The 21,445-nt window shown below is 67.8% G+C and carries 17 protein-coding genes; 8 read left to right on the top strand and 9 right to left on the bottom strand.

The window, feature by feature from the left end; all coding sequences use genetic code 11:
• Positions 1–344: 344 nt before the first annotated feature.
• From mgrA to KL771_RS19910, 3 genes are all read right to left on the bottom strand, one after another.
• Positions 345–1,388: an L-glyceraldehyde 3-phosphate reductase gene (gene mgrA, locus KL771_RS19920; RefSeq protein ID WP_261970271.1), complete on the bottom strand. Its 1,044-nt coding sequence runs from the start codon at positions 1,386–1,388 to the stop codon at positions 345–347.
• A 90-nt stretch (positions 1,389–1,478) separates the two neighbouring features.
• Positions 1,479–3,590: a hydantoinase/oxoprolinase family protein gene (locus KL771_RS19915; RefSeq protein ID WP_261970270.1), complete on the bottom strand. Its 2,112-nt coding sequence runs from the start codon at positions 3,588–3,590 to the stop codon at positions 1,479–1,481.
• A 164-nt stretch (positions 3,591–3,754) separates the two neighbouring features.
• A complete protein-coding gene (locus KL771_RS19910; RefSeq protein WP_261970269.1) occupies positions 3,755–4,633 on the bottom strand; it encodes a pirin family protein in 879 nt (292 codons plus the stop codon).
• A gap of 256 nt (positions 4,634–4,889) precedes the next feature.
• On the opposite strand from KL771_RS19910, the gene KL771_RS19905 reads away from it, so the two are divergent.
• The 4 genes from KL771_RS19905 (at position 4,890) to KL771_RS19890 (ending at position 10,519) form a co-directional block, all read left to right on the top strand.
• The gene (locus KL771_RS19905; protein WP_261970268.1) at positions 4,890–5,540 is read left to right on the top strand and encodes a TetR family transcriptional regulator C-terminal domain-containing protein; all 651 of its coding nucleotides are present in this window, start codon (positions 4,890–4,892) and stop codon (positions 5,538–5,540) included.
• A 241-nt stretch (positions 5,541–5,781) separates the two neighbouring features.
• Positions 5,782–6,990 (top strand): porin, encoded by a 1,209-nt coding sequence (locus KL771_RS19900; RefSeq protein WP_261970267.1) that lies wholly within the window; start codon positions 5,782–5,784, stop codon positions 6,988–6,990.
• 673 nt (positions 6,991–7,663) lie between these two features.
• Positions 7,664–8,866 carry a porin gene (locus KL771_RS19895; RefSeq protein ID WP_261970266.1) on the top strand — a complete coding sequence of 401 codons (1,203 nt, stop codon included), beginning with the start codon at positions 7,664–7,666 and terminating at the stop codon, positions 8,864–8,866.
• Positions 8,867–9,280: 414 nt separating this feature from the next.
• Complete coding sequence (locus KL771_RS19890) at positions 9,281–10,519, top strand: porin (RefSeq protein ID WP_261970265.1); 1,239 nt, start codon at positions 9,281–9,283, stop codon at positions 10,517–10,519.
• Between the two features lie 93 nt (positions 10,520–10,612).
• On the opposite strand, the gene KL771_RS19885 is transcribed toward KL771_RS19890, so the two are convergent.
• From KL771_RS19885 to KL771_RS19870, 4 genes are all read right to left on the bottom strand, one after another.
• Positions 10,613–12,976: a Tex family protein gene (locus KL771_RS19885; protein WP_261970264.1), complete on the bottom strand. Its 2,364-nt coding sequence runs from the start codon at positions 12,974–12,976 to the stop codon at positions 10,613–10,615.
• 85 nt (positions 12,977–13,061) lie between these two features.
• Positions 13,062–13,646 carry an NAD(P)H-dependent oxidoreductase gene (locus KL771_RS19880; protein ID WP_261970263.1) on the bottom strand — a complete coding sequence of 195 codons (585 nt, stop codon included), beginning with the start codon at positions 13,644–13,646 and terminating at the stop codon, positions 13,062–13,064.
• Positions 13,647–13,801: 155 nt separating this feature from the next.
• Positions 13,802–14,938: a Tim44 domain-containing protein gene (locus KL771_RS19875; protein ID WP_261970262.1), complete on the bottom strand. Its 1,137-nt coding sequence runs from the start codon at positions 14,936–14,938 to the stop codon at positions 13,802–13,804.
• A gap of 249 nt (positions 14,939–15,187) precedes the next feature.
• Positions 15,188–16,684 carry a CoA-acylating methylmalonate-semialdehyde dehydrogenase gene (locus KL771_RS19870; protein WP_261970261.1) on the bottom strand — a complete coding sequence of 499 codons (1,497 nt, stop codon included), beginning with the start codon at positions 16,682–16,684 and terminating at the stop codon, positions 15,188–15,190.
• A gap of 399 nt (positions 16,685–17,083) precedes the next feature.
• Here KL771_RS19870 and KL771_RS19865 point away from each other — a divergent pair, with 399 nt between their 5' ends.
• The 4 genes from KL771_RS19865 to KL771_RS19850 all read left to right on the top strand — a co-directional run bounded on the left by KL771_RS19865 (position 17,084) and on the right by KL771_RS19850 (position 19,699).
• A complete protein-coding gene (locus KL771_RS19865) occupies positions 17,084–17,236 on the top strand; it encodes a DUF1127 domain-containing protein (protein ID WP_390867271.1) in 153 nt (50 codons plus the stop codon).
• Positions 17,237–17,447: 211 nt separating this feature from the next.
• The gene (locus tag KL771_RS19860; protein WP_261970260.1) at positions 17,448–18,263 is read left to right on the top strand and encodes a glycosyltransferase family 2 protein; all 816 of its coding nucleotides are present in this window, start codon (positions 17,448–17,450) and stop codon (positions 18,261–18,263) included.
• Between the two features lie 193 nt (positions 18,264–18,456).
• Positions 18,457–18,951 (top strand): hypothetical protein, encoded by a 495-nt coding sequence (locus KL771_RS19855; protein WP_261970259.1) that lies wholly within the window; start codon positions 18,457–18,459, stop codon positions 18,949–18,951.
• A gap of 295 nt (positions 18,952–19,246) precedes the next feature.
• Positions 19,247–19,699, top strand: a complete 453-nt coding sequence (locus KL771_RS19850) for a DUF2852 domain-containing protein (protein ID WP_261970258.1) — start codon at positions 19,247–19,249, stop codon at positions 19,697–19,699.
• A gap of 83 nt (positions 19,700–19,782) precedes the next feature.
• Here the strand turns inward: KL771_RS19850 and KL771_RS19845 are convergent, their stop codons facing one another.
• The gene (locus KL771_RS19845) at positions 19,783–20,646 is read right to left on the bottom strand and encodes a sulfotransferase (RefSeq protein WP_261970257.1); all 864 of its coding nucleotides are present in this window, start codon (positions 20,644–20,646) and stop codon (positions 19,783–19,785) included.
• Between the two features lie 135 nt (positions 20,647–20,781).
• Positions 20,782–21,285, bottom strand: coding sequence for a hypothetical protein (locus KL771_RS19840; protein ID WP_261970256.1), 504 nt, complete (start codon positions 21,283–21,285; stop codon positions 20,782–20,784).
• Between the last annotated feature and the right edge of the window lie 160 nt (positions 21,286–21,445).

Here is a 21,445-nt window from a genome sequence, read left to right as displayed (position 1 = left end):
GGGGATGCGCCGGGAGATTGCGGCAGGGGGCTCCAGTATCGGACGCGTCACCGCCCACCGCCCACCGCCCACCGCCCACTACCCACCGCCGAATCCGCACTGCCTTCGGCCGGCTGGAACGGGTCCCGAAGGGCCGCATTCCCGGCCGGAGCGCAGCGGAGAGCCGGGACCCACTCTGTTGGCGACTTGTCGCAAGACTTTGATATAAATGGCGATCGTGACGCTCGCTGCGATGCGAGTGGGCCCCGGATCGGCGGCCCTTCGGGCCTTGTCCGGGGATGCGCCGGGAGATTGCGGCAGGGGTTCCAGCATCAGGCGCTCCACCGCCCACTGCCCACTGCCGCCTATCGGGACGGACCGGGCCGCTCGGCCGAGGCGGCCCAGATGTTGACGCCGCCGTCGATCGCGTGGCGGTCGATCTCGGCCAGTTCCTCGGGCGAGAATTCGAGCCGGTCGAGGGCGGCGACGCTGTCCTCGACCTGCTCCGGGCGGCTGGCGCCGATCAGCGCGGAGGTGACGCGGCCGTCGCGCAGCGCCCAGGCGATCGCCATCTGGGCGAGGCTCTGGCCGCGCCGGCCGGCGAGGTCGTTGAGGGCGCGGATGCGGGCGATGTTGTCCTCGGTCAGGAAGGACTGGCGCAGCGACTTGCCGGCCGCCGCGCGGCTGCCCTGCGGGATGCCGCGCAGATACTTGTCGGTCAGCATGCCCTGGGCGAGCGGCGAGAAGACGATCGTGCCCATGCCCTCCTGGGCGAGCGTGTCGAGCATGCCGTCCTCCTCGATCCAGCGATTGATCATCGAATAGGACGGCTGGTGGATCAGCGCCGGCGTGCCGAGCGCGCGCAGGATGCGGGCGGCCTCGCGGGTGCGCTGGCTGTTGTAGGAGGAGACGCCGACATAGAGCGCCTTGCCCTGGCGCACGGCCGTGTCGAGCGCCCCCATGGTCTCCTCGAGCGGCGTGTTCGGATCGAAGCGGTGCGAATAGAAGATGTCGACATGGTCGACGCCGAGCCGCCTCAGGCTCTGGTCGAGGCTCGACAGCAGATACTTGCGGCTGCCCCATTCGCCATAGGGACCCGGCCACATGCGGTAGCCGGCCTTGGTCGAGAGGATCAGTTCGTCGCGGTGCGCCGCGAAATCGGCCTTCAGGATGCGGCCGAAATTCTCCTCCGCCGAGCCGGGCGGCGGCCCGTAATTGTTGGCGAGATCGAAATGCGTGATGCCGAGATCGAAGGCCTTGCGGCAGATGTTGCGCGCCGTCTCGGAGGGCGCGTCGTTGCCGAAATTGTGCCAGAGGCCGAGCGAAAGCGCGGGCAGCATCAGGCCCGAGCGGCCGCACCGATTGTATTTCATGCCGTCGTACCGCGACACCGCAGGACTGTAGCTCAAGGACGCCTCCCTGGCGCGGCGACGCGATCCCGTCGGCCGGCCACCGTTCTCCCGGGGCCGTCCGTTTCAGGCGCGGCCCGCCGACCTTGATTAGGACTTGTCCGACAAGGTTGCAATCGGGGCTCCGGCGGCCGTCTCCCTCACCGCTGCGCTCGCGGGCTCCGGCACCTCTCCCGGCGCTGCGTCCAACCCCGCTGCCGCCCCGGTCGCCTCGGCGGTCAGGGTTGCGGAGACGAGGCCCGCATCGCCGAGCCCGCCGGGAAGATCGACCCGCTCGATCGTGATCGTCACGTCGCTGGCGGCGGCGCCGAGCGTGCCGGCGAGCCGAGTCGCCTCGGCGGTTGCGAGGGCGCGCGCGGCCGGGATCACCCGGTCGGCGGCGTCGACATCGACCGGGGCGCCGGCATGGTGGATGCGCCAGCCGCCGCCGGTCCGGAGCGAGACCTCGACCACCGCCCGCCCGCGCACCACGCCGACCGCCGCGCCGAGCGCATTGGCGACCTCGCCATGCTCGACGAAACGGATTTCCGCGCCGAGACGCCGGCCGACCTCGCCGTAGATCAGTGGCGCCGGCCCGCCGACCGCCACGATCGGCACTGCGGGCGCCATGCGGAAGTCGAGACCGCGCCATTGGCGCCGGCCGTCGGCCGCCGCGTCGAACCACTCGTCGGCCGCACCGGCGGGCCGGCGCGCAACGGTTTCCAGGATGGCGCGCGCACTGGCCCGGGCGAGGCCCGCCAGCACGTCGCCCGCGAAGGTGACGGCGGCGGCCTCGTCGGAGGCGCCCATGCGCCGCGTCGCCAGGATCAGGCGGGCGGCGGTCAGCGCGGCCTCGCGCGACCACAGCGCCTGCAGGCCGGTGATGTGGGCGGCATCGGACGGCGTGAAGCCGGCCGCCTGGAGATGCCCGCCGACGACCAGCCGGTCGAGCACCCGGCGCGCACGCGGGTCCGGCGCGACCGTCGCGATCGGGCAGGGCTCGTCGCCGATCCTGGCGAGCAGCGCGGCCTCCCGCTCCGGCAGCGCGGCAGCCGAACCGGCCCGGGCAGCGGCGGCCCCGGTTGAGCGCTCCGCCGTGCCGAACGGGCGTACCACCCAGCGCCAGGGCTGGCCGCCGGCCTCGCCGGCCCCGAGCGCGGTGGCGAGCCGATCGAGACAGGCCGGGTGGCGCGCGGCGAGCAGCGAGATCGGGATGACGCGGCGCGGGCCGATCACCAGGCCGCCGCCGTCCGGGCAGTCGACCTCGCTGTCGCCGCCGAGCCCGTAGGTGCGCATCTCGACCGCCCGGACCAGGGTGCGGAAGCCGCCGACCTCGGCGCCGGCACGGTCGAGCCGCGGCCGGCCGCCTTCGAGCACGGCGATGTCGGTGGTCGTGCCGCCGATGTCGGACATGACGAAATCGGCGAGGCCGGCCTGCCTGCGGGCGCCGACGACGCTCGCCGCCGGGCCGGACAGGATAGTCTCGATCGGCCGGTGCAGGATGGCGTCGGCGCTGGCCAGCGTGCCGTCGCCCTTGACGATCATCAGCGGCGCGACGATGCCGAGATCCGCCATGGCACGGCGGATGGCCAGGATCAGGCCGGTGATGCGGCCGATCAGGCGGGCGTTGAGGGCCGCGGTCAGGGCCCGACGCGGCGCGTCGAGATCGGCCGAGAGCTCGCCCGAAAGCGTCGCCGGGCGGCCGGTCAGGCGCTGCACCATCGCGGCCAGGGCCAATTCGTGCGCCGGGTTGCGCACCGAGTAGAGCGAGGCGACCGCAAAGGCCGCGACCCGGTCGGCATGGGCGGTCAGGAAGGCCTCGGCGGCGGCAAGGTCGAGCGGCGCGCGCTCCTCGCCGGCATGGTCGTGCCCGCCCGCGATGGCGAGAACCGGTGCGCCCGGCAGGGCCGCGGCGAAGCCGGCGCGCGCGATCATGCCGGCATCGAAGCCGGCGAGCAGGACCGCGACCGGATCGCCCTGGCCCTCGACCAGGGCATTGGTGGCGAGCGTGGTCGAGACCGAGACCATGTCGACGGATTGGGCCGCCGCTGCGCCGCCGGCCGCCGCCGCCAGCACCCGCCCGAGCGCCTCGCCGACGCCGACGGCGAGATCGCCGCGGGTGGTCAGCGCCTTGCCGGTGGCGACGACCGTCTCGCGGCCGGTCTCGTAGACGACCGCATCCGTGAAGGTGCCGCCGGTATCGATGCCGATGACGAGCGCCATGAGGTCCTGAGGGCTCCTGGAGGGCTACGGAAAAATCCGTATCGTCCATAGAGCAGTTCGTCGCCGATGCCGAACCGAATTTGCGCGCGATTCTGTCGGCAAAGCGACGTCGTCCCGGCACCGGCCGCTCGGTTTCGGCCGGGTCCGGGGCGAGCGCGGGCGGCTCAGCCCGGCAGCGGGATGAACTCGGTCTCGCCCGGCACCGCGGCGAAGCGGCCGGCCTGCCAGTCCGCCTTGGCGGCGTCGATCCGGTCCTTGCGGCTGGAGACGAAGTTCCACCAGATGTGGCGAGGGCCCTCCAGGGTGGCGCCGCCGAGCAGGATCAGGCGGGTGTCGACCGTCGCCGTCACGGTGATCCGGTCGCCGGGGCGGAAGATCAGGAGCTGCATCGGCGGGTGGCGGATGCCGTCGATCTCGACCTCGCCGCTCATCACATAGATGGCGCGGTCCTCGTGACCCGGATCGATCGGCAGCGACGCGCCCGCCGCCAGCGCCACGTCGGCATAGAGCGTGTCCGACAGGGTCGGCGTTGGCGCCGCGGCCCCATAGGCGGCGCCGGCGATGATGCGCACCCGCGTGCCGGCGGCCTCGACGATCGGCAGGTTGGCGGCGGCGACATGGACGAAGCCCGGATCGACCTCCTCCTTGTCGGCCGGCAGCGCGACCCAGCTCTGGATGCCGAACAGGCGCGAGCCGGCGGCGCGCACATCCCCGGCGGTGCGCTCGGAATGGACGATGCCGCGGCCGGCCGTCATCCAGTTCACGTCGCCGGGGCGGATCGGCAGCTCGCTGCCCAGGCTGTCGCGATGGAAAATCTCGCCCTCGTAGAGATAGGTGACGGTGGCCAGCCCGATATGCGGATGCGGCCGTACGTCGATGCCGGTGCCGGTGATGAACTCGGTCGGGCCCATCTGGTCGAAGAAGATGAACGGGCCGACCATCTGCCGGCCGGCGGCGGGCAGCGCGCGGCGCACCTCGAAGCCGCCGAGGTCGCGGGCGCGCGGGACGATCACCTGTTCGATCGAGGCGGTGAGCATGCTCATGGGGTCGACCCTCCTGTCCTGGGCCGCCGGTTCGCGGTGGCCGTTGCGCCAGCATGTGGGCCGCCGGGCGCGAAAGGCCAGCGGGCGAACGCGAACCGACCGTCTTCGCCGGGCGAACGATCTCCGGGTCTCGGAAGCCCGGCGCAATCGACGGCTCCGCCAGCATCGGCCGTTCCGCCGGAACGCATCATGTTCTATGACGACTCGGCTGCCTCTCGGCGGGGCGGCGGTGCAGCGTGGAGCAGGAAGACCCGGCATGGCGGAATCGCGGAGCAAGTCGCGCATCGGGGAGGCCAATGTCGAGCGGATCCTCGATGCCGCCCTCGTCGTCTTCTCCCGCTACGGGTTGCGCGGCGCGCGTACCGATCAGATCGCCGAAGCCGCCGGCATGTCGAAGCCGAACCTGCTCTATTATTTCCGCACCAAGGAGGAGCTCTACATCGCTGTTCTGGAGCGCACGCTGCTGATGTGGCTCGACCCGCTCGCGCGGATCGACCCGGAGGCCGACCCGCGCGAGGCGCTGACCGATTACATCACCCGCAAGCTCCTGTCGGCGCGCAGTCATCCGGACGAAAGCCGCCTCTTTGCCACCGAGGTGATCCAGGGGGCGCCGATGCTGGCGACGGCGCTGAAACGCGATCTCGCGCCCCTGGTCGAAGCCAAGATCGCCACCATCGCGCGCTGGATCGGCGAAGGAAAGCTGGCACCGATCGACCCGATGACGCTGATCTTCATGATCTGGGCGACGACGCAGCACTATGCCGACTTCGCCGCCCAGGTCTCGCTGCTGGCCGGTCAGGGTCTCGAGGACCCGGCTTATTTCGAGCGCACCCGCGACACAATCGTCGAAGTGATCCTGCGCGGCGTGCTGGCGGACCGTGCCAATCCGGATCGTTCGTCTGCCTGATGCCATCTGAAAATCCAGATTGAATGCAGCTGCGGACATTCGCCCAAACTCCGCACCGCTCCATGAATGCGAATATTTATAAGACAATAATTGTTGCGCTCCAGGTACAGTTTTATTGAGAAATATTGTTGCCTCTTCAATTTGGGGCGCGAAAATATTCCATTGGGCAGCCGGGTCAAGCAACCCTCTCCGCCGGAAAGGTTCTCGAGAACCTACACATATTGTGATTCAGGGGTTGGGCATGCAGAAAACCGCTTTCGCCATATTTACTGCCGCCACGGTTGCCGCCGCGTCGGCCTCCGCCGCGGATCTGGGCCGTCCCGCGCCGGCGGCTGTCGACTACGTGAAGGTCTGCGACGCCTATGGAGAGGGCTTCTTCTACATCCCCGGCAGCCAGACGTGCCTCAAGATCGGCGGCTTCGTCCGCGCCGAGTATCGCGTCTGGAAGATGGATGCCGATTTCGCGGGGTCCTACGGCCTGAACAACGGCGTCAAGTCGCCGACCAGCAACAACGCGACCACCCGCGTGCGCGCCCAGCTGACGCTGGACAGCCGCACCAACACCGAATTCGGCCTGCTGCGCAGCTTCACCGAAGCCTGGTACACGGTCGACAGCGGTCGCGCGACGCCGACCGTCGATCTGTGGAAGGCCTATATCCAGCTCGGCGGCCTGACGGCCGGCCGCGCGCAGTCCTTCTTCGACTTCTACACCGGGGATCACTACGCCTCGGTGTTCGAGACTGCCCATTCGGACTCGCAGGTCAACCTGCTCGCCTACACCTTCTCGTTCGGCAACGGCGTCAGCGCCACCCTGTCGCTCGAAGACCAGACCACCGGCAACGCGTCCCGCCGCGCCGAAACGCTTAAAGTCTACGGCGGCAACAAGTATCCCGACCTGGTCGGCAACCTGGCCATCGCGCAGGCCTGGGGCTCCGCGCAGGCCATGGTGGTCGCCCACCAGAATCAGCCGATGGACAGCAACCGGGACAAATGGGGCTGGGCTGCCGGTGCCGGCGTGACCTTCAAGCTGCCGATGATCGCCGAGGGCGACAGCGTCTCCCTGCAGGCCGCCTACGGCAAGGGGGCGATTAGCTATGTCGCGCCGGATTCGGTCTGGACCTACGATTTCTACGAGCTGCCGAACGGCTCGCTGGATCAGACCAAGGCTTGGAGCGTCGCGGGCGGCTTCACGCACAATTGGAACGCCAAGTGGTCGAGCTCGGCGACCGTCTCCTATCTCTATGTGGATGGTGCCTCGCTGAAGGTGTTTGCCTTGAACAAGGGTGCCGACTCCAGGCAGGTCGATGCGGGCCTGAATCTGGTCTACGCGCCGGTCGCCGGCCTGACGATCGGCGCCGAAGTCGAGTACAAGTCTATGAACTTCAAAGTCGTCGATCGGGCCAAATCCGACGGCATGGTGGGACTGCTGCGTGTGCAGCGGAACTTCTGATCACGCGTTCTCGATCGAAGATCCATGAGGCCCGGCGGGCGACCGTCGGGCCTTTCGCGTCGGAGGCGCCCCAGGCGCGCGCCGGCGATCGCGGCGGCCCTGAACCGCTCGCTCTTTGATTGCGGTGTCGATTCGATCTGAGGAATGCGGGCTGAGGAACGCGGGATGCGAATGTCAGGCATCGGCGGCTGGCGCCCATCACCGAAACCGGGACGGGACGATTGCGCGCCGGCGCGCCGAGGGCAAGCCACGCCGATCGGCCATTCGCGCCGGTCTTCATCATCCGGGCGACCGCCGGGCGCAATGTCGATTTCGCCGCACGGGTCTCGCTCGTGACCGGATAGGGCCGGTAGATCCGGCCTTCATCGAGGCACGCGCGGCACACCACCATGGCGGTGATTCTGCGCTGCGTGCCGGCAGGCCGGGCCTTCTCGCGGTCTGCCGCAGCCCGATGACCGATCCCGCCGGGAATCGCCTTGGTGTTTTGCACGTCGCCTAATAATTGGCCATTCCCGGACAGATACCTGTTGCCACTCGGATACACTTCTTTCTCGACATGCGGCCCGGGGCGCCGGCCCGGTGGTTTGTCCTTCCATCTTCGGCCGGAATCGAGCACCCTTTTGTTATCGACGTTTTTCCAAGACCCGTGCCGTTCGAAATCCAGGGGCTAGATATGAAGAAGATCTCTCTCGCCATGTTCGCTGCCACGATGGCAGCTGCCTCGTCGGCCTCTGCGGCGGACCTCGGTCGTCCCGCTCCGGCGGCTGTCGACTATGTGAAGGTCTGCGACGCCTACGGCGAAGGCTTCTTCTACATCCCCGGCAGCCAGACCTGCCTGAAGATCGGTGGCTATGTCCGCGCCGAGTATCGCGTCTGGAACACCGATACCAATTTCGGTGCCCTCTACGGCCTTAGCAATGGCGTGAAGGGTCCGGCCAACAATGACGTGACCACCCGCGTCCGCGCCCAGATCACCCTGGACACGCGCACCAACACCGAATTCGGCCTGCTGCGCAGCTTCACCGAAGCTTGGTACACGGTCGACAGCGGCAGTTCCTCGCCGAGCGTCGAACTGTGGAAGGCCTATATCCAGCTCGGCGGCCTGACCGCCGGCCGCGCGCAGTCCTTCTTCGACTTCTACACCGGCGACCACTACTCGTCCGTCTTCGAGACCGCTCATTCGGACTCGCAGGTCAACCTGCTCGCCTACACCTTCTCCTTCGGCAACGGCGTCAGCGCCACCCTGTCGCTGGAAGATCAGACCAACGGCAACGCCACCCGTCGCTTCGATGCTTTCGGCGTCTACGGCGGCAACAAGTGGATGGACGTGGTCGGCAACGTGGCGATCTCGCAGGCTTGGGGTTCCGCCCAGGTCATGGCTGTCGCCCATCACAACCAGCCGAATTACAACAACCAGGACAAGTGGGGCTATGCGGTTGGCGCCGGCGTGACCGTCAAGCTGCCGATGATCGCCGAAGGCGATGTCGCCAGCCTGCAGGCCGCCTACGGCAAGGGCGCGCTCAGCTACGTGAGCCCGGATCCGATCTTCGGCTACGACTTCTTCCCGAACCCGAACGGTTCGATGAGCCAGACCACGGCCTGGAGCGTTGCCGGCGGCTTCACGCATAACTGGAACGCCAAGTGGTCGTCTGCGGCGACCGTGTCCTACCTGAGCGTGGACGGTGCGTCCCTGAAGCTCTTGGGCTTCAAGCCGGGCGTTGACTACAAGCAGTGGGATGCGGGTGTGAACCTCGTCTACTCGCCGGTCGCCGGCCTGACCATCGGTGGCGAACTCGAGTACAAGTCGGCGAACCTGAGCAAGGGTCCGACCACCGACGCTCTGGTTGGTCTGCTGCGCATCCAGCGCAACTTCTGATCCATCATCCCGGGAGGGATGGTCGAAAGCCCGGCGGACAACCGCCGGGCTTTTTCGTTTGACGCGCCGGACTGGCGATCGAGGCAGGACGATCCGCCCATCCGTCGATGCTGCACCGGTGCTGACGAGCCTGAGTGGGGGGGAGCGCGAGGCAGCAGATCGGTCTGGCCAGTTGCCGGCGCGCTCTGGGCCTTGGCGAAAGCGGTCACTGCCCTCCCGACCGTGAAAGCACGCCGTCTCCGGACAAGAATCGAGGCCCGCGGACTGTCGCGTGCGGCGGTTGTGTTGCAGTTGTGCGACACAGGGTAGCCAGCGCAGACGCCGCAGCATTTCTCATTCCGTCGCAGCATTTCTTTCATGCGAATATCCTGAAATGACTGCTGCCGAGAATCAGCGACGGGCGAGGGCAATTCCATGATGAAATCCATGATGGCCGGCTTCGGTATCGTGATGGCCACGTCCTTCGCGGCACAGGCTGCCGATTTGGGGCGTCCGGCGCCGGCGGCGGTGGACTACGTGAAGGTCTGCGACGCCTATGGCGAGGGCTTCTTCTATATCCCCGGCAGCCAGACCTGCCTGAAGATCGGCGGCTATGTCCGCGCAGAATATCGTGCCTGGAAGACCGACGACCTGTTCGGCTCCGTCTACGGGCTGAGCAACGGCGTCAAGGGTCCGGCCAACAACACCTTCACCACCCGCGTGCGCGCCCAGCTGACGCTGGACAGCCGGACCAACACCGAATTCGGCCTGCTGCGCAGCTTCACCGAGGCCTGGTACACGGTCGACAGCGGCAGTTCCTCGCCGAGCGTCGATCTTTGGAAGGCCTATATCCAGCTCGGCGGGCTGACCGCCGGCCGCGCGCAGTCCTTCTTCGACTTCTATACCGGCGACCACTACGCCTCGGTGTTCGAGACCGCCCATTCGGACTCGCAGGTCAACCTGCTCGCCTATACCTTCTCGTTCGGCAACGGCGTGACCGCAAGCGTCTCGCTCGAAGACTCCACCACCGGCAATGCCGCCCGCCGGATGAACGGTTTCGGCATCTATGGCGGCAACAAGTATCCGGATCTGGTCGGCAACGTGAACATCACGCAGGCCTGGGGATCCGCTCAGCTCATGGGCGCCCTGCACCACGACCAGCCGAGCTACAACAACAAGTCCGAATGGGGCTATGCGGTCGGAGGCGGTGTGACCGTCAAGCTGCCGATGCTCGGTGCCGGCGACAGTGCCACCCTCCAGGCGGCGTATTCGAAGGGCGCCGTCAGCTATGCGACGCCGGATCCGCTGTTCGGCTACGACTTCCTGCCGAAGTCGATCTCGCTCGTCAGCCCGAGCATGAACCAGACCGTGGCCTGGAGTGTCGCCGCCGGGATGACCCACAACTGGACGTCCAAATGGTCGAGCTCGGCGACCGTGTCCTATCTGGACCACGACGGCGCCTCGTCCAATTTCCTTGGCCTCGGCAAGTTCCAGCTCGACTACACCCAGATCGATGCCGGCGCCAATCTCGTCTACACGCCCGTCGAAGGCCTGACCATCGGTGCGGAAGTCGAGTACAAGACGGCGAAATTCTCCAACGGCAACATCTTCCTGATCCCGAACAAGGAAACCGACGCCGTCGTCGGCCTCCTGCGCGTTCAGCGGAACTTCTGACCGGTCGGCTTGCCGACCGCAGCAATGTAAAACCCGGCACCGTCGTGCCGGGTTTTCTTTTGATCAGCGAGCCGGGGCGAGGCGCCGCGCGGCTCAGGGTTTGCGCAAGGCGCGCGCCAGGGCGTCGCCGAGCGCGCCGCGGGCCGCCGGTTGATCGGCCTTGCCGCCCTTCGCCGCTGCGCCGGGCTTCGGTGGCGGCGCGGTATTGCGTCCGCCCGAACCGCTCGCTGCCGCTCCGGCCCCCGTGCCTGCAAACCGCCCGGTGCCGGCCCCGTCGTCCTTGCGCATCGACAGGGCGATCCGCTTGCGCTTGGCATCGACCTCGACCACCCGCACCTTGACCACGTCGCCGGCCTTGACCACGTCGCGCGGGTCCTTGACGAACCGGTCCGCCAGTTGGGAGACGTGCACCAGCCCGTCCTGGTGGACGCCGATATCGACGAAGGCGCCGAAGGCCGCGACATTGGTTACGGTCCCCTCCAGCACCATGCCGGGTTTCAGGTCGCCGATCGCCTCGACACCCTCGGCGAAGGCCGCGGTGCGGAACTCCGGCCGCGGATCGCGGCCCGGCTTCTCCAGCTCGGCGATGATGTCGCGCACGGTGGGCAGGCCAAAGCGCTCGTCGACGAAGCGTTTGGCGTCGAGGCTCTTCAGCGTCGCGCTGTCGCCCATCAGGGTGCGAATGTCACGCCCGCAGGCGGCGACAATGCGGCTCGCCACCGGATAGGCTTCCGGATGCACCGAAGAGGCGTCGAGCGGCTCGACGCCGTCGCGGATGCGCAGGAAGCCGGCCGCCAGTTCGAAGGTGCGCGGGCCGAGGCGCGCCACCTTCAGGAGGTCCTTGCGCGACCGGAACGGCCCGACGGTGTCGCGATGCGCCACGATCGCCTCGGCGAGCGATTGTCCGAGGCCTGAGACCCGCGCCAGCAAGGCCGCTGAGGCCGTGTTCAGATCGACGCCGACCGCGTTGACGGCGTCCTCGACCACCGCGTCGAGGCTCTTGGCCAGCCGCGATTGGTCGACGTCATGCTGGTACTGGCCGACGCCGATCGATTTCGGTTCGATCTTGACCAGTTCTGCGAGCGGATCCTGCAGACGGCGGGCGATCGAGACCGCGCCGCGCAGCGACACGTCCAGGTCCGGCATTTCCGCCGCCGCCAGTGCCGAGGCCGAATAGACCGAGGCGCCGGCCTCGCTGACCACCACCTTGATCGGTTTGGGCGGCGGCATGTCGCCGATCAAGACCGAGACCAGCCGGTCGGTCTCGCGCGAGCCGGTGCCGTTGCCGATCGCGACCAGTTCGATTCTGTGCCGCCGGATCAGATGACGCAGCGTCTCCAGGGTGCCGTTCACATCGTTCCGGGGCGGGAACGGATAGACCGTGGTGGTGTCGACCACCTTGCCGGTGGCGTCGATCACCGCGACCTTGACGCCTGTGCGGATGCCGGGATCGAGGCCGAGCGTCGGCCGCGTGCCGGCCGGGGCGGCGAGCAGCAGGTCCTTCAGATTGCGCGCGAAGACCGTGATCGCCTCTTCTTCCGCGCGCTCGCGCAGGCGGGTCATCAGGTCGAGCGAGACGCTCAGCGACAGCTTCACCCGCCAGGTCCAGCGGCAGGCCTCCAGGAGCCAGGTGTCGCCCGGCAGCTTCGGCGGCACCGGCACCTTGGCGGCCTCGGCGACCAGCCGTTCGACCGGCTTCGGGCTGGCGGTCTGGTCGGCATCGATCTCGATGTCGAGGGTCAGGACCTCCTCGTTGCGGCCGCGCAGCATGGCGAGCGCGCGGTGGCTCGGCGCCGTCGCCCAGCGCTCGACATGGTCGAAATAGTCGGCGAACTTCTCCCCGGCGGCTTCCTTGCCCTCGACCACCTTGGCGCGCAGGGCGGCGCGCTCCATGGCGTAGCCGCGCAGGCGCCCGACCAGGTCGGTATTCTCCGCAAGGCCCTCGGCGACGATGTCGCGCGCGCCTTCCAGCGCCGCCTTCACGTCCGGCACCGCCTCGCCCAGATAGGCCGCGGCGAGCTCCTGCGGGGCGGCGCGCCGGTCGGCCAGGATGGCGGCGGCGAGCGGGCCGAGGCCGCGTTCGCGCGCGATCTCCGCCTTGGTGCGCCGCTTCGGCCGGTAGGGCAGGTAGATATCCTCGATCTCGGCCTTGGTGGTCGCCGCGGCGAGCCGGCCCGCGATCTCGTCGGTCATCTTGCCCTGGCCGGCGATGGAGTCGGCAACCGTCGTGCGGCGCGCTTCCATGTCGCGCAGATAGGCGAGCCGTTCCTCCAGCTTGCGCAGTTGCGTGTCGTCCAGGCCGCCGGTCGCCTCCTTGCGGTAGCGGGCGACGAAGGGGACGGTGGCGCCCTCGTCGAGCAGCCCGACCGCGGCGGAGACCTGCTGCGGACGCGCTGCGATCTCTTCGGCGATGATCCTGGCGATGCGGTCCTCGACGGCGGACAGGGGGGCGGACATGGGCGGCTCCGGTCACGGGGAATCGGGGAGCGGACCTTACGGAGCCGATATGGCGAAGCCAAGCCGGCAACGCGCGAGGCGTCGCTCAGGCCGCATCTTTCCCCAGTCCCGCCATCGTGGCGAGCCAGGCGGCGCGCCGTTCCGGCGTCGCCGCACCGATGCCGCCGATATAGGTCTCCCGCACCGGTGCGACGCCGACGAAACTGAGGATCGAGCGCTTCAGCCCCCTGATCCCGTGCGCCAGGTAGAACCAGCGGAACACGAAGGCCGGCATGCCCATGGTGACCACGACCCGGGCGGACTTGCCGGCGAAGAGCTTCTCGGGCAGGCCCTTGTCCCGGTAGCGGAAGGCGATGCCGGGGCGGGCGATGTGCTCCAGGAAGGCCTTGACCAGGGCCGGCATGGTGCCGAGCCAGAGCGGGAAGATCAGCACCAGGTGATCGGCGGCCACCACGGCGTCGCGCGCCGCGGCCAGGTTTTCGGGCACCGGGCCGGTTTCGAACTCCGTCTGGGAGCGCAGGAACGGGATCTCGATGCCCGAAAGGTCGACCAGGGTGACCGTGTGGCCGGCCGTGCGGGCACCCTCCGCATAGGCGGCGGCCAGCGCGCGGCAGAAGCGCTCCGGTGCCGGATCGGGATGGCCGAGAATGATCGCGATGCGTCGGGACATGGGGCAGCCTCGGGCCGATGGACCTGCCCCATCATGTCGGGTCATTGGGCCCCGAGGCCCATTGGGAAAAGCCCCATCCGAGACGAAAACGGGCGCCGGCAGGTCGCCGGCGCCCGTTCGAATTCAGGCGGTCTGTCTGGCTAGCCGGACAGCCGTCAGGCGGCGTCCTGCATGGCCGAGAGGCGCCACAGGCCGGGCCGGCCGGCGAAGCCGCGTTCGCGCACGAAGGTCCAGACCTGCGTGAACTCGGTCGGCTCGCTGGCATTGCCCTCCACCACGCGGCCCGACGAGCGTTCGCGGGTCACGTCGATCATCGCATAGCGCATCGCCACGCTGGCATAATCGACCGAGCCCTCGTTCCAGGCCTCGGCGAGGTCGCCCTGCAGCAGCTTCACGTCGCGGATCTCGTTGACCAGGCCGCCCTGGGCCAGTTCGTCCAGATTCTCCGACAGGAACCGGTGCGCTTCCGGCGTGGTCAGCGTCTTCAGTTCCTCGACATCGCCGCGACCAAAGGCCGTCTGCACGTCGCCGAGCAGGCGCTCGAAGGCGTCGAAATCCTCGCCCTTCAAGCCGACCGTGTCATTCGGTCCGGATGCGGCCGGCGCATAGGGGGCCGGCGCATCGTGCATCGGCGCGGCATCCTGCATCGGCCCGGCCTTGAGGCCGTAGCCGCCCGCCTGGCCGAGGCCCTGCGGAACCGAGGACCCGCCCTGCGGCGAGCCGCCGAGCGGCGAACCGCCGCCAAACATGCCGGGACCCTGGTCGTTGCGGGCGAGGCCCTCATTCTGCGGGCCGGCATAGCCCGGCTGCTGCTGACGGCCGCGGATCAACCGCATGACGAACCAGATGCCGAAGCCGATGATCGCCGCCTGCAGCAGCAGGCCGAGCAGGCCGGCACCGCCGCCGAGGCCGTGGCCGAGCAGCATGCCGACGAGACCGCCGATCAGCAGGCCCTTGAACAGCGAACCGCCCAGGCCGCCGAACAGGCCGCCCGGCGCGGCGCCAGTCGGGCCCGGCTGCACGGCACCCGGCGTGCCGGGACGCGGCGTCGCGGTGCGCTCGATCGGGCCGGCGGTATTGGGGGCGGTCTGGGTCGACGGCGGCGCCTGATAGGTGCGCGTGCCGCGGCTGCCGAAGCCGGCCTTGGGGGCGGCCTCCGCGTCCGACCAGGGCGCGACGGTACCGACCGACAGGGCGAAGCCGAAGGCCATGACGGCGGCGAGACGGGCCGCACGCCGCCAGAGCGAAGGAGCGGTCGGGGCCGGGGTGGCGATGCGGATTGGGGTCGTCATCCGAAACCTCGAATTCGAGCGCCACGGGGGCGCAGGCTCCCAACATATGATGTCAGGTTCCTGTCATGTAAAGGGCACCCCGTCGGATCCGATCCGAAAAGCGCGGCAGCTGCCGAGAAATCGGCTGCGGCCACGCTCCCCAGCCGATCGGTCGGAGTGCAGGACGGCGAAAAGGCGCCCGACGGTCAAGGTCGGACGCCCTTTGCGGCATTTCAAGGTCGCCCGGCGCGGTGAACGCCGGATGACGGCTTATTTCATGGTCGGGATCGCGAATTCGGCGCCGGTGCGGATGCCCGACGGCCAGCGCGAGGTGACGGTCTTGGTCTTGGTGTAGAAGCGGATCGAATCCGGGCCGTGCTGATTGAGGTCGCCGAAGGACGACCGCTTCCAGCCGCCGAAGGTGTAGTAGGCGAGCGGCACCGGGATCGGCACGTTGACGCCGACCATGCCGACCTGGACGCGCGAGGCGAAGTCGCGGGCGCTGTCGCCGTCGCGGGTGTAGATGGCGACGCCGTTGCCGTATTCGTGGTCGTTGGCGAGCTTCAGGCCTTCGTCATAGTCCTTGGCGCGCACCACCGAGAGGACCGGTCCGAAGATCTCCTCCTTGTAGATGCGCATGTCGCTGGTCACGTTGTCGAACAGGCAGCCGCCCATGTAGAAGCCGTTCTCGTAGCCCTGCATCTTGAAGCCGCGGCCGTCGACCAGCAGCTTGGCGCCTTCCTGGATGCCGAGATCGACGTAGCCGCGCACCTTCTCCATGTGGGCCTTGGTGACCAGCGGGCCGAAATCGGCGTCCGGCGAGGTCGACGGCCCGATCTTGAGGCTTTCCACGCGCGGCACCAGCTTCTCGATCAGGCGGTCGGCCGTGGCCTCGCCGATCGGCACCGCCACCGAGATGGCCATGCAGCGTTCGCCGGCCGAGCCGTAACCGGCGCCGATCAGGGCGTCGACGGCCTGGTCGAGATCGGCATCCGGCATGATGATCATGTGGTTCTTGGCACCGCCGAAGCACTGCACGCGCTTGCCGGCCGCGCAGCCGCGCGAATAGACATATTCGGCGATCGTGGTGGAGCCGACGAAGCCGACCGCCATGATGTCCGGATCGTCCAGCACCGCGTCGACGGCTTCCTTGTCGCCGTTGACGACGTTGAGGATGCCGGCCGGCAGTCCGGCCTCGAGGAACAGCTCGGCGATCTTCATCGGCACGCCGGGGTCGCGCTCGGACGGCTTCAGGATGAAGGCGTTGCCGGCCGCGATGGCGGGGGCGCATTTCCACAGCGGGATCATGGCCGGGAAGTTGAACGGCGTGATGCCGGCGACGACGCCGAGCGGCTGGCGCATCGAATAGATGTCGATGCCCGGGCCGGCCGCGTCGGTATATTCGCCCTTCATCAGGTGCGGCACGCCGATGGCGAACTCGACCACCTCGAGGCCGCGCTGGATGTCGCCGCGGGCGTCGACGACGGTCTTGCCGTGCTCGCGGGCGAGCAGGTCGGCAAGGGCGTCGTAGTCGCGCTGGACCAGTTCCAGGAACTTCATCAGCACGCGTGCGCGCCGCTGCGGGTTGGTGGCCGCCCAGGCCGGTTGCGCCGCCTTGGCATTCTCGACCGCGGCACGGACCTCCGCCTTGGTGGCCAGCGCCACCTTGGCGACGACCTCGCCGGTCATCGGCTCGAAGACATCGGCCTCGCGGCCGGACGTGCCGGCGACAGTCTTGCCGCCGATGAAGTGCCCATAGTGACGCATGCGTTCCCTCCGGTTCACCGCGCGGATCTCGCCGCCGGGGCGGATTGTGTTTCCAGGGTGCCATGCCTAGCAGGCCCGGTCCCGCCTCGTCCATCGGCCAGCCGGGCTAATCCCGGCGGGTTCCCGCCCGGCCGGCAGGATTCTGCGCACGCCGCCCGATAAGGCCCGGACCGGATCGCGCATGTCCGGCTAGTGGGGCGGCCGGCCGGACCGGCTTCGCCCGGCGACGCGGCAATTGTGAATGGCTGATTAAGGAAACGTCAGGCGGCATGCCGTCGTTGCATGGCTGCCGTTCCGGCAGTCGGCTGGTATCATGTTGCACTGCACATTATGTTGCACTGCGTTCGTTGCATTGCGGTAGGCGCCTGAACCGCCGCCGCATGCAGAGGAGAGAACATCATGATGCTGAAGCGTTTTGCCGATTCGTGGTCGCGTTACCGGAAGTACCGGGCGACCGTCTGGGAACTGGGCGGCCTGAACGACCGCGAGCTTGCCGATCTGGGCATCCCGCGCGCCGACATCCCGCGCCTGGCCCGTGAAGCCGTCCGCTGAGACGATCCGGGAATCCTGCATTCCCTGCGCGAGCCGCCCGGTCCTGCCGGGCGGCTCGCGCCGTTTCGGGGGCCTTTTGGGCGCGCCATGGACGGTCGTGACGGACTGAGATATCACCGATTGGCCGAGCGGCCGCAGCGGGTTTCCGAGGCGTTCCCGTTCGCTGGCTTGTCGACCAACAGGCGAAGCGGTGGGCCGGACGGCATCATCCATGACGGTGCATCTCTACACGCGGTGCTGGAACGACGCGGACATGCTCGGTTTCATGTTCCGCCACTACGACCCTGTCGTGGACCGCTATTTCGTCTACGATGACGGCTCGACGGACGGCTCGATCGAGATTCTGCGGGCGCATCCGAAGGTGACCTTGCGGACCCTGCCGCCCGGCGATCCGAAATCGCGCATCCTGTCCAGCGTCCGATTCTCCGACCAGGTCTGGCACGAAAGCCGGGGCGTCGCGGATTGGGTGATCGTCGCCGACATCGACGAGCATCTCTACCATCCCGACCTGGAGCGCTATCTTGCGGTCAGCCGGGAGCGTGTGGTCACGTTGATCCCGGCGCTCGGCTACCAGATGATCTCGGCGCAGTTTCCGGAACCGGCCGATCTCCTGCTCTGCGCGCACCTGACCCGCGGCGCGCCCTGGGTCAAGATGAGCAAGCTTGGGCTTTTCGACCCCGACCGGATCGAAGCCACCAACTACGCCACCGGGCGCCACAGTTGCCAGCCGACCGGCGAAATCCGCCTGCCGCCGCGCGACGAGCTTTTGCTGCTGCACTACAAGTATCTGGATTTCGAGCGCACGCAGAGGCGTCACGAGCAGTCCGGAACCCGCTCGCGCGAGCTGGATATCGCCAAGGGTTGGGGCAAGAAATATTTCTGGAGCCGGGAACAACTGGCGGAAGACTGGAACGCCTTCGAGCGCGCGACCATCGACATTGCGGACTCGACGATCGACCACCACCGCTTTCACCGGGCGCGGCGCTGGTGGCGCGACCTGCCCCGGGTTGCCGATGCCGAGGTGTAGCGGGCGCCGACCCGAACGGGGGACCCGGACGGCCGTCATCGGGGCCGCGGCGTCGCGGAACGCGTGCCGCGCCGGGCGGCGTATTGCGACGCGAGATCAGGTATAGGTTGTTGTGCGGATGGTGTCGGCAATCGGACGGTTCGGTGCCGCCATCGGCGCAGCCGGTGCGCCGCCCGCCGAGGAGGCCCTAGCCATGATCCTGGGACTGTCGCTTTCGACATTCACGACCCTTCACGTCGTCCTCAGTCTTGTCGGCATCGGCGCGGGGCTGGTCGTTCTGGCCGATCTCGTCGCCGGGCGCTTCCGCCCCGGTTGGACGTTGCTGTTCCTGGCCAGCACAGACGCGACCAGCGTCACCGGCTTCATGTTTCCCTACGAAACCTTCCTGCCCTCCCACTGGGTCGGGGTGGTGTCGCTGCTGGCGCTGACCGGCGCCATCGTGGCGCTCTACATCAAGAGCCTGTCGGGACCCTGGCGGGCGATCTATGTCGTAACGGCGGTGCTGGCCCTCTATCTCAACGTCTTCGTCGGCGTCGTGCAGGCCTTCCAGAAGATCGGGCCGCTGCGGGCGCTCGCCCCGACGCAGTCCGAGCCGCCCTTCGCGATTGCCCAAGGGCTCGTCTTGGTGCTCTTTTCGGTCCTCGGCGTGCTTGCCTTGCGGCGGTTCCGGCCGTCGCAGTTCCGGTAGGGGCTGGCCCCCCGGGATCGGCCTGCCTCCTGGCGAAGCGTCCGTCTGCGGGACCTGAGAGAGGTCCGCCGATCGGGCGCATGCCCCTCGCCGGGCGGTGCCGTCGCAGGCCGCATGGGAGCAGTCCCGGCTAAATTCAAGATCTTGAACGGACCGGCCGCGGGGACCACGTCGATGTGGTGCCGGTGTTCCAGCCTCGACGGTTGGCGGGCCGGCACGACACCGTGCAGGATTCTGCAAGCCGGACGGGGCGGTCCGGGCCTTGCCGAATCCTGCCGGACAGCAAGGAGCCGACATGATGCACTGCAACACGACCTATGACGCCGCCCAGGCGGGCCGCCCCGGCTTCACGCCGTTGACGGTCGGACTGACGATCCTGGGCTTTCTGATCGCCTGGCCGCTTGGCGTGGCGGCGCTCGCCTATGTGTTCTTCGGACACCGCATCCGCGGTTTCGCCGAGGGCCTGCGCGCGGGCTTCCGCGAGAAGACCGGCTTCGGCGGCTGGCGCGACGCTGCCGAGACCGTCCGCCGCTCGGGCGCCTTCGCGGAGCGCACCGGCAATGCGGCCTTCGACGAGTATCGCCGCCGCGAGATGGAGCGCCTCGATGCCGAACGCCGTCGCCTCGACCAGGAGCGGCGCGAATTCGAGACCTATGTCCGCGACCTGCAGCGCGCCCGCGACCAGCAGGAGTTCGACCGCTTCATGGAAGAACGCCGCCGCCGCCAGGACGGCCCGACCACGGCCTGATCCCTGCCCGCGATGACACTGTCGACGCCGGCGTCCCAGTGGGCGCCGGCGGTCCTGCCGCGCCCGATCTTATCGCAGGACCGTCAGCCGATCGCATAGCCGAGCGATGCGACGAATTCGAGGTCGCCGGCGTCGAGCATTGAGCGATCGATCTCTCTGCCGCGTCCTTCCGCTGGCGTTCGGCGGCGGATCGCGTCCGAAAACCACTCCAATGTGTCGGCATCGGCCTGGGCACCGATGAATCCGGCCAGGGTTTCGCAGGACTCGGCAGGCTCCCGGCAAAGCCGATCGTAGTCGATCAGGCAGACCCGTTCGCCATGATCGGCGGCAATCTTCCGAATGCGCCGGATCACCGCACAATTGTAGCTCAGGGCATCCTTCGGGCCCACGATCACGGGACGATCGAGAAGGACAGGCCCCCACCATTCCAGCTGATTTTGATTGGAGCTCAGCGCCATATCGAGCGGATTGCGGACGATGTGGATGTAGCGCAAGGCCGGCTTCATCCGGAACAGCCGGTCGACCACGATATGGGTGTTCGGCTCCTTCCAGCCCCACGGCCGGCCCAAGGTGACGGGGCGTTGGAGCCAGGAGGCGACCCGCGCCCGCAGCCAGGATGAACTGTGTTTCATGCGATCCTGGGCCGCAAGGGCGTCGAGCCTGGCGCGCGCGTCAGGGCAGTCTCCGCCGGAACCGCCCATGCGATCCCAGAAGATGTCACACAGTCGAGCGAAATCCCGATCCGTATCGAGGAGCGCGCCTCTCCGCTTGAACAGCAAGGTGAACCAGAGATTGTCCAGGGATTCGTTCAGGTCGTCACCGATCACGCGTCCCAATCGCTGCAGAAGCGTCGCGACGATGCGTGTTCCACTCCCGCCGATGCCACCGATGGCAACCGGCTCCCATGGTTCCCCCGTCAACCTGTAGGCTCCGTCCTCGATTTCCATGAAGACCCGAAATATCGGGCCAGGATGGGACGGAGAGCGACCGTCTGCAAGTCGGCGGGCAAAGTGCGCAGCGGCGCCTGTCTCCCTTTATGCGGCTTGCCAAGCGGCACGGAGGGGCCGGGCCCGTCTCCGGTGTCAGCTCGCAGCCCCGACGACATTGCCGCTGTCCGCGCCTTGCAGGTCATTGGTGATTGTATCCGGGCATGATTCAGCTGAACGGGACGTTGTGTTGATCCAACAGAGAATGGCGTTCAGGAGCCCGAAGAGTGGGGGCCCATTCTCTGCCGTCAGGACATGATATCCGCCATTCCGTCGCTTCAATTCAATATCCGCAGTGTCCGCTTTGTGACTTCCCTTAGCAATCATCTTCTTGATTGGCAGTCTCGCATCTTCGATCTCCACCGCCCTGAAACAATATTCATGTGATCCTGTTTTCGAAATCAAACGCAAATCCGTCAGGAGCAATCGAACGTCATCGCCTCTCAATTCCGCGATGAGGGGTACTTCACCGGGCGCCGGTGAGAAGCTTGCAAGGATCCGATGCTTCTGGCGTTCATCGAAGTGGTCGAACACCCGAAGAAAGGCGCCATTCCGCCCGTTGCGCTTGAAGCGCCTGATGACCATCGAGGCGAGGCTCATAGTGCTGGTTCTGGATGGGGTACAATCTCTGTGCCCGTTGCTTTATCCTGCGCTCCATTCAACATGTATCGTGAATTGCATGGGCATGCGGCGAGAAGATACGCGCGTCGATCTTTTTCGTGTAATCTATGGAATGGATTGCCTCTGAATGTAATCATTG

It is taken from the genome of Prosthecodimorpha staleyi (assembly GCF_018729455.1).
Lineage (GTDB): Bacteria > Pseudomonadota > Alphaproteobacteria > Rhizobiales > Ancalomicrobiaceae > Prosthecodimorpha > Prosthecodimorpha staleyi.
Note: the sequence above shows the minus strand (reverse complement) of the source record. Positions and strands in the feature narration are given on the sequence as shown.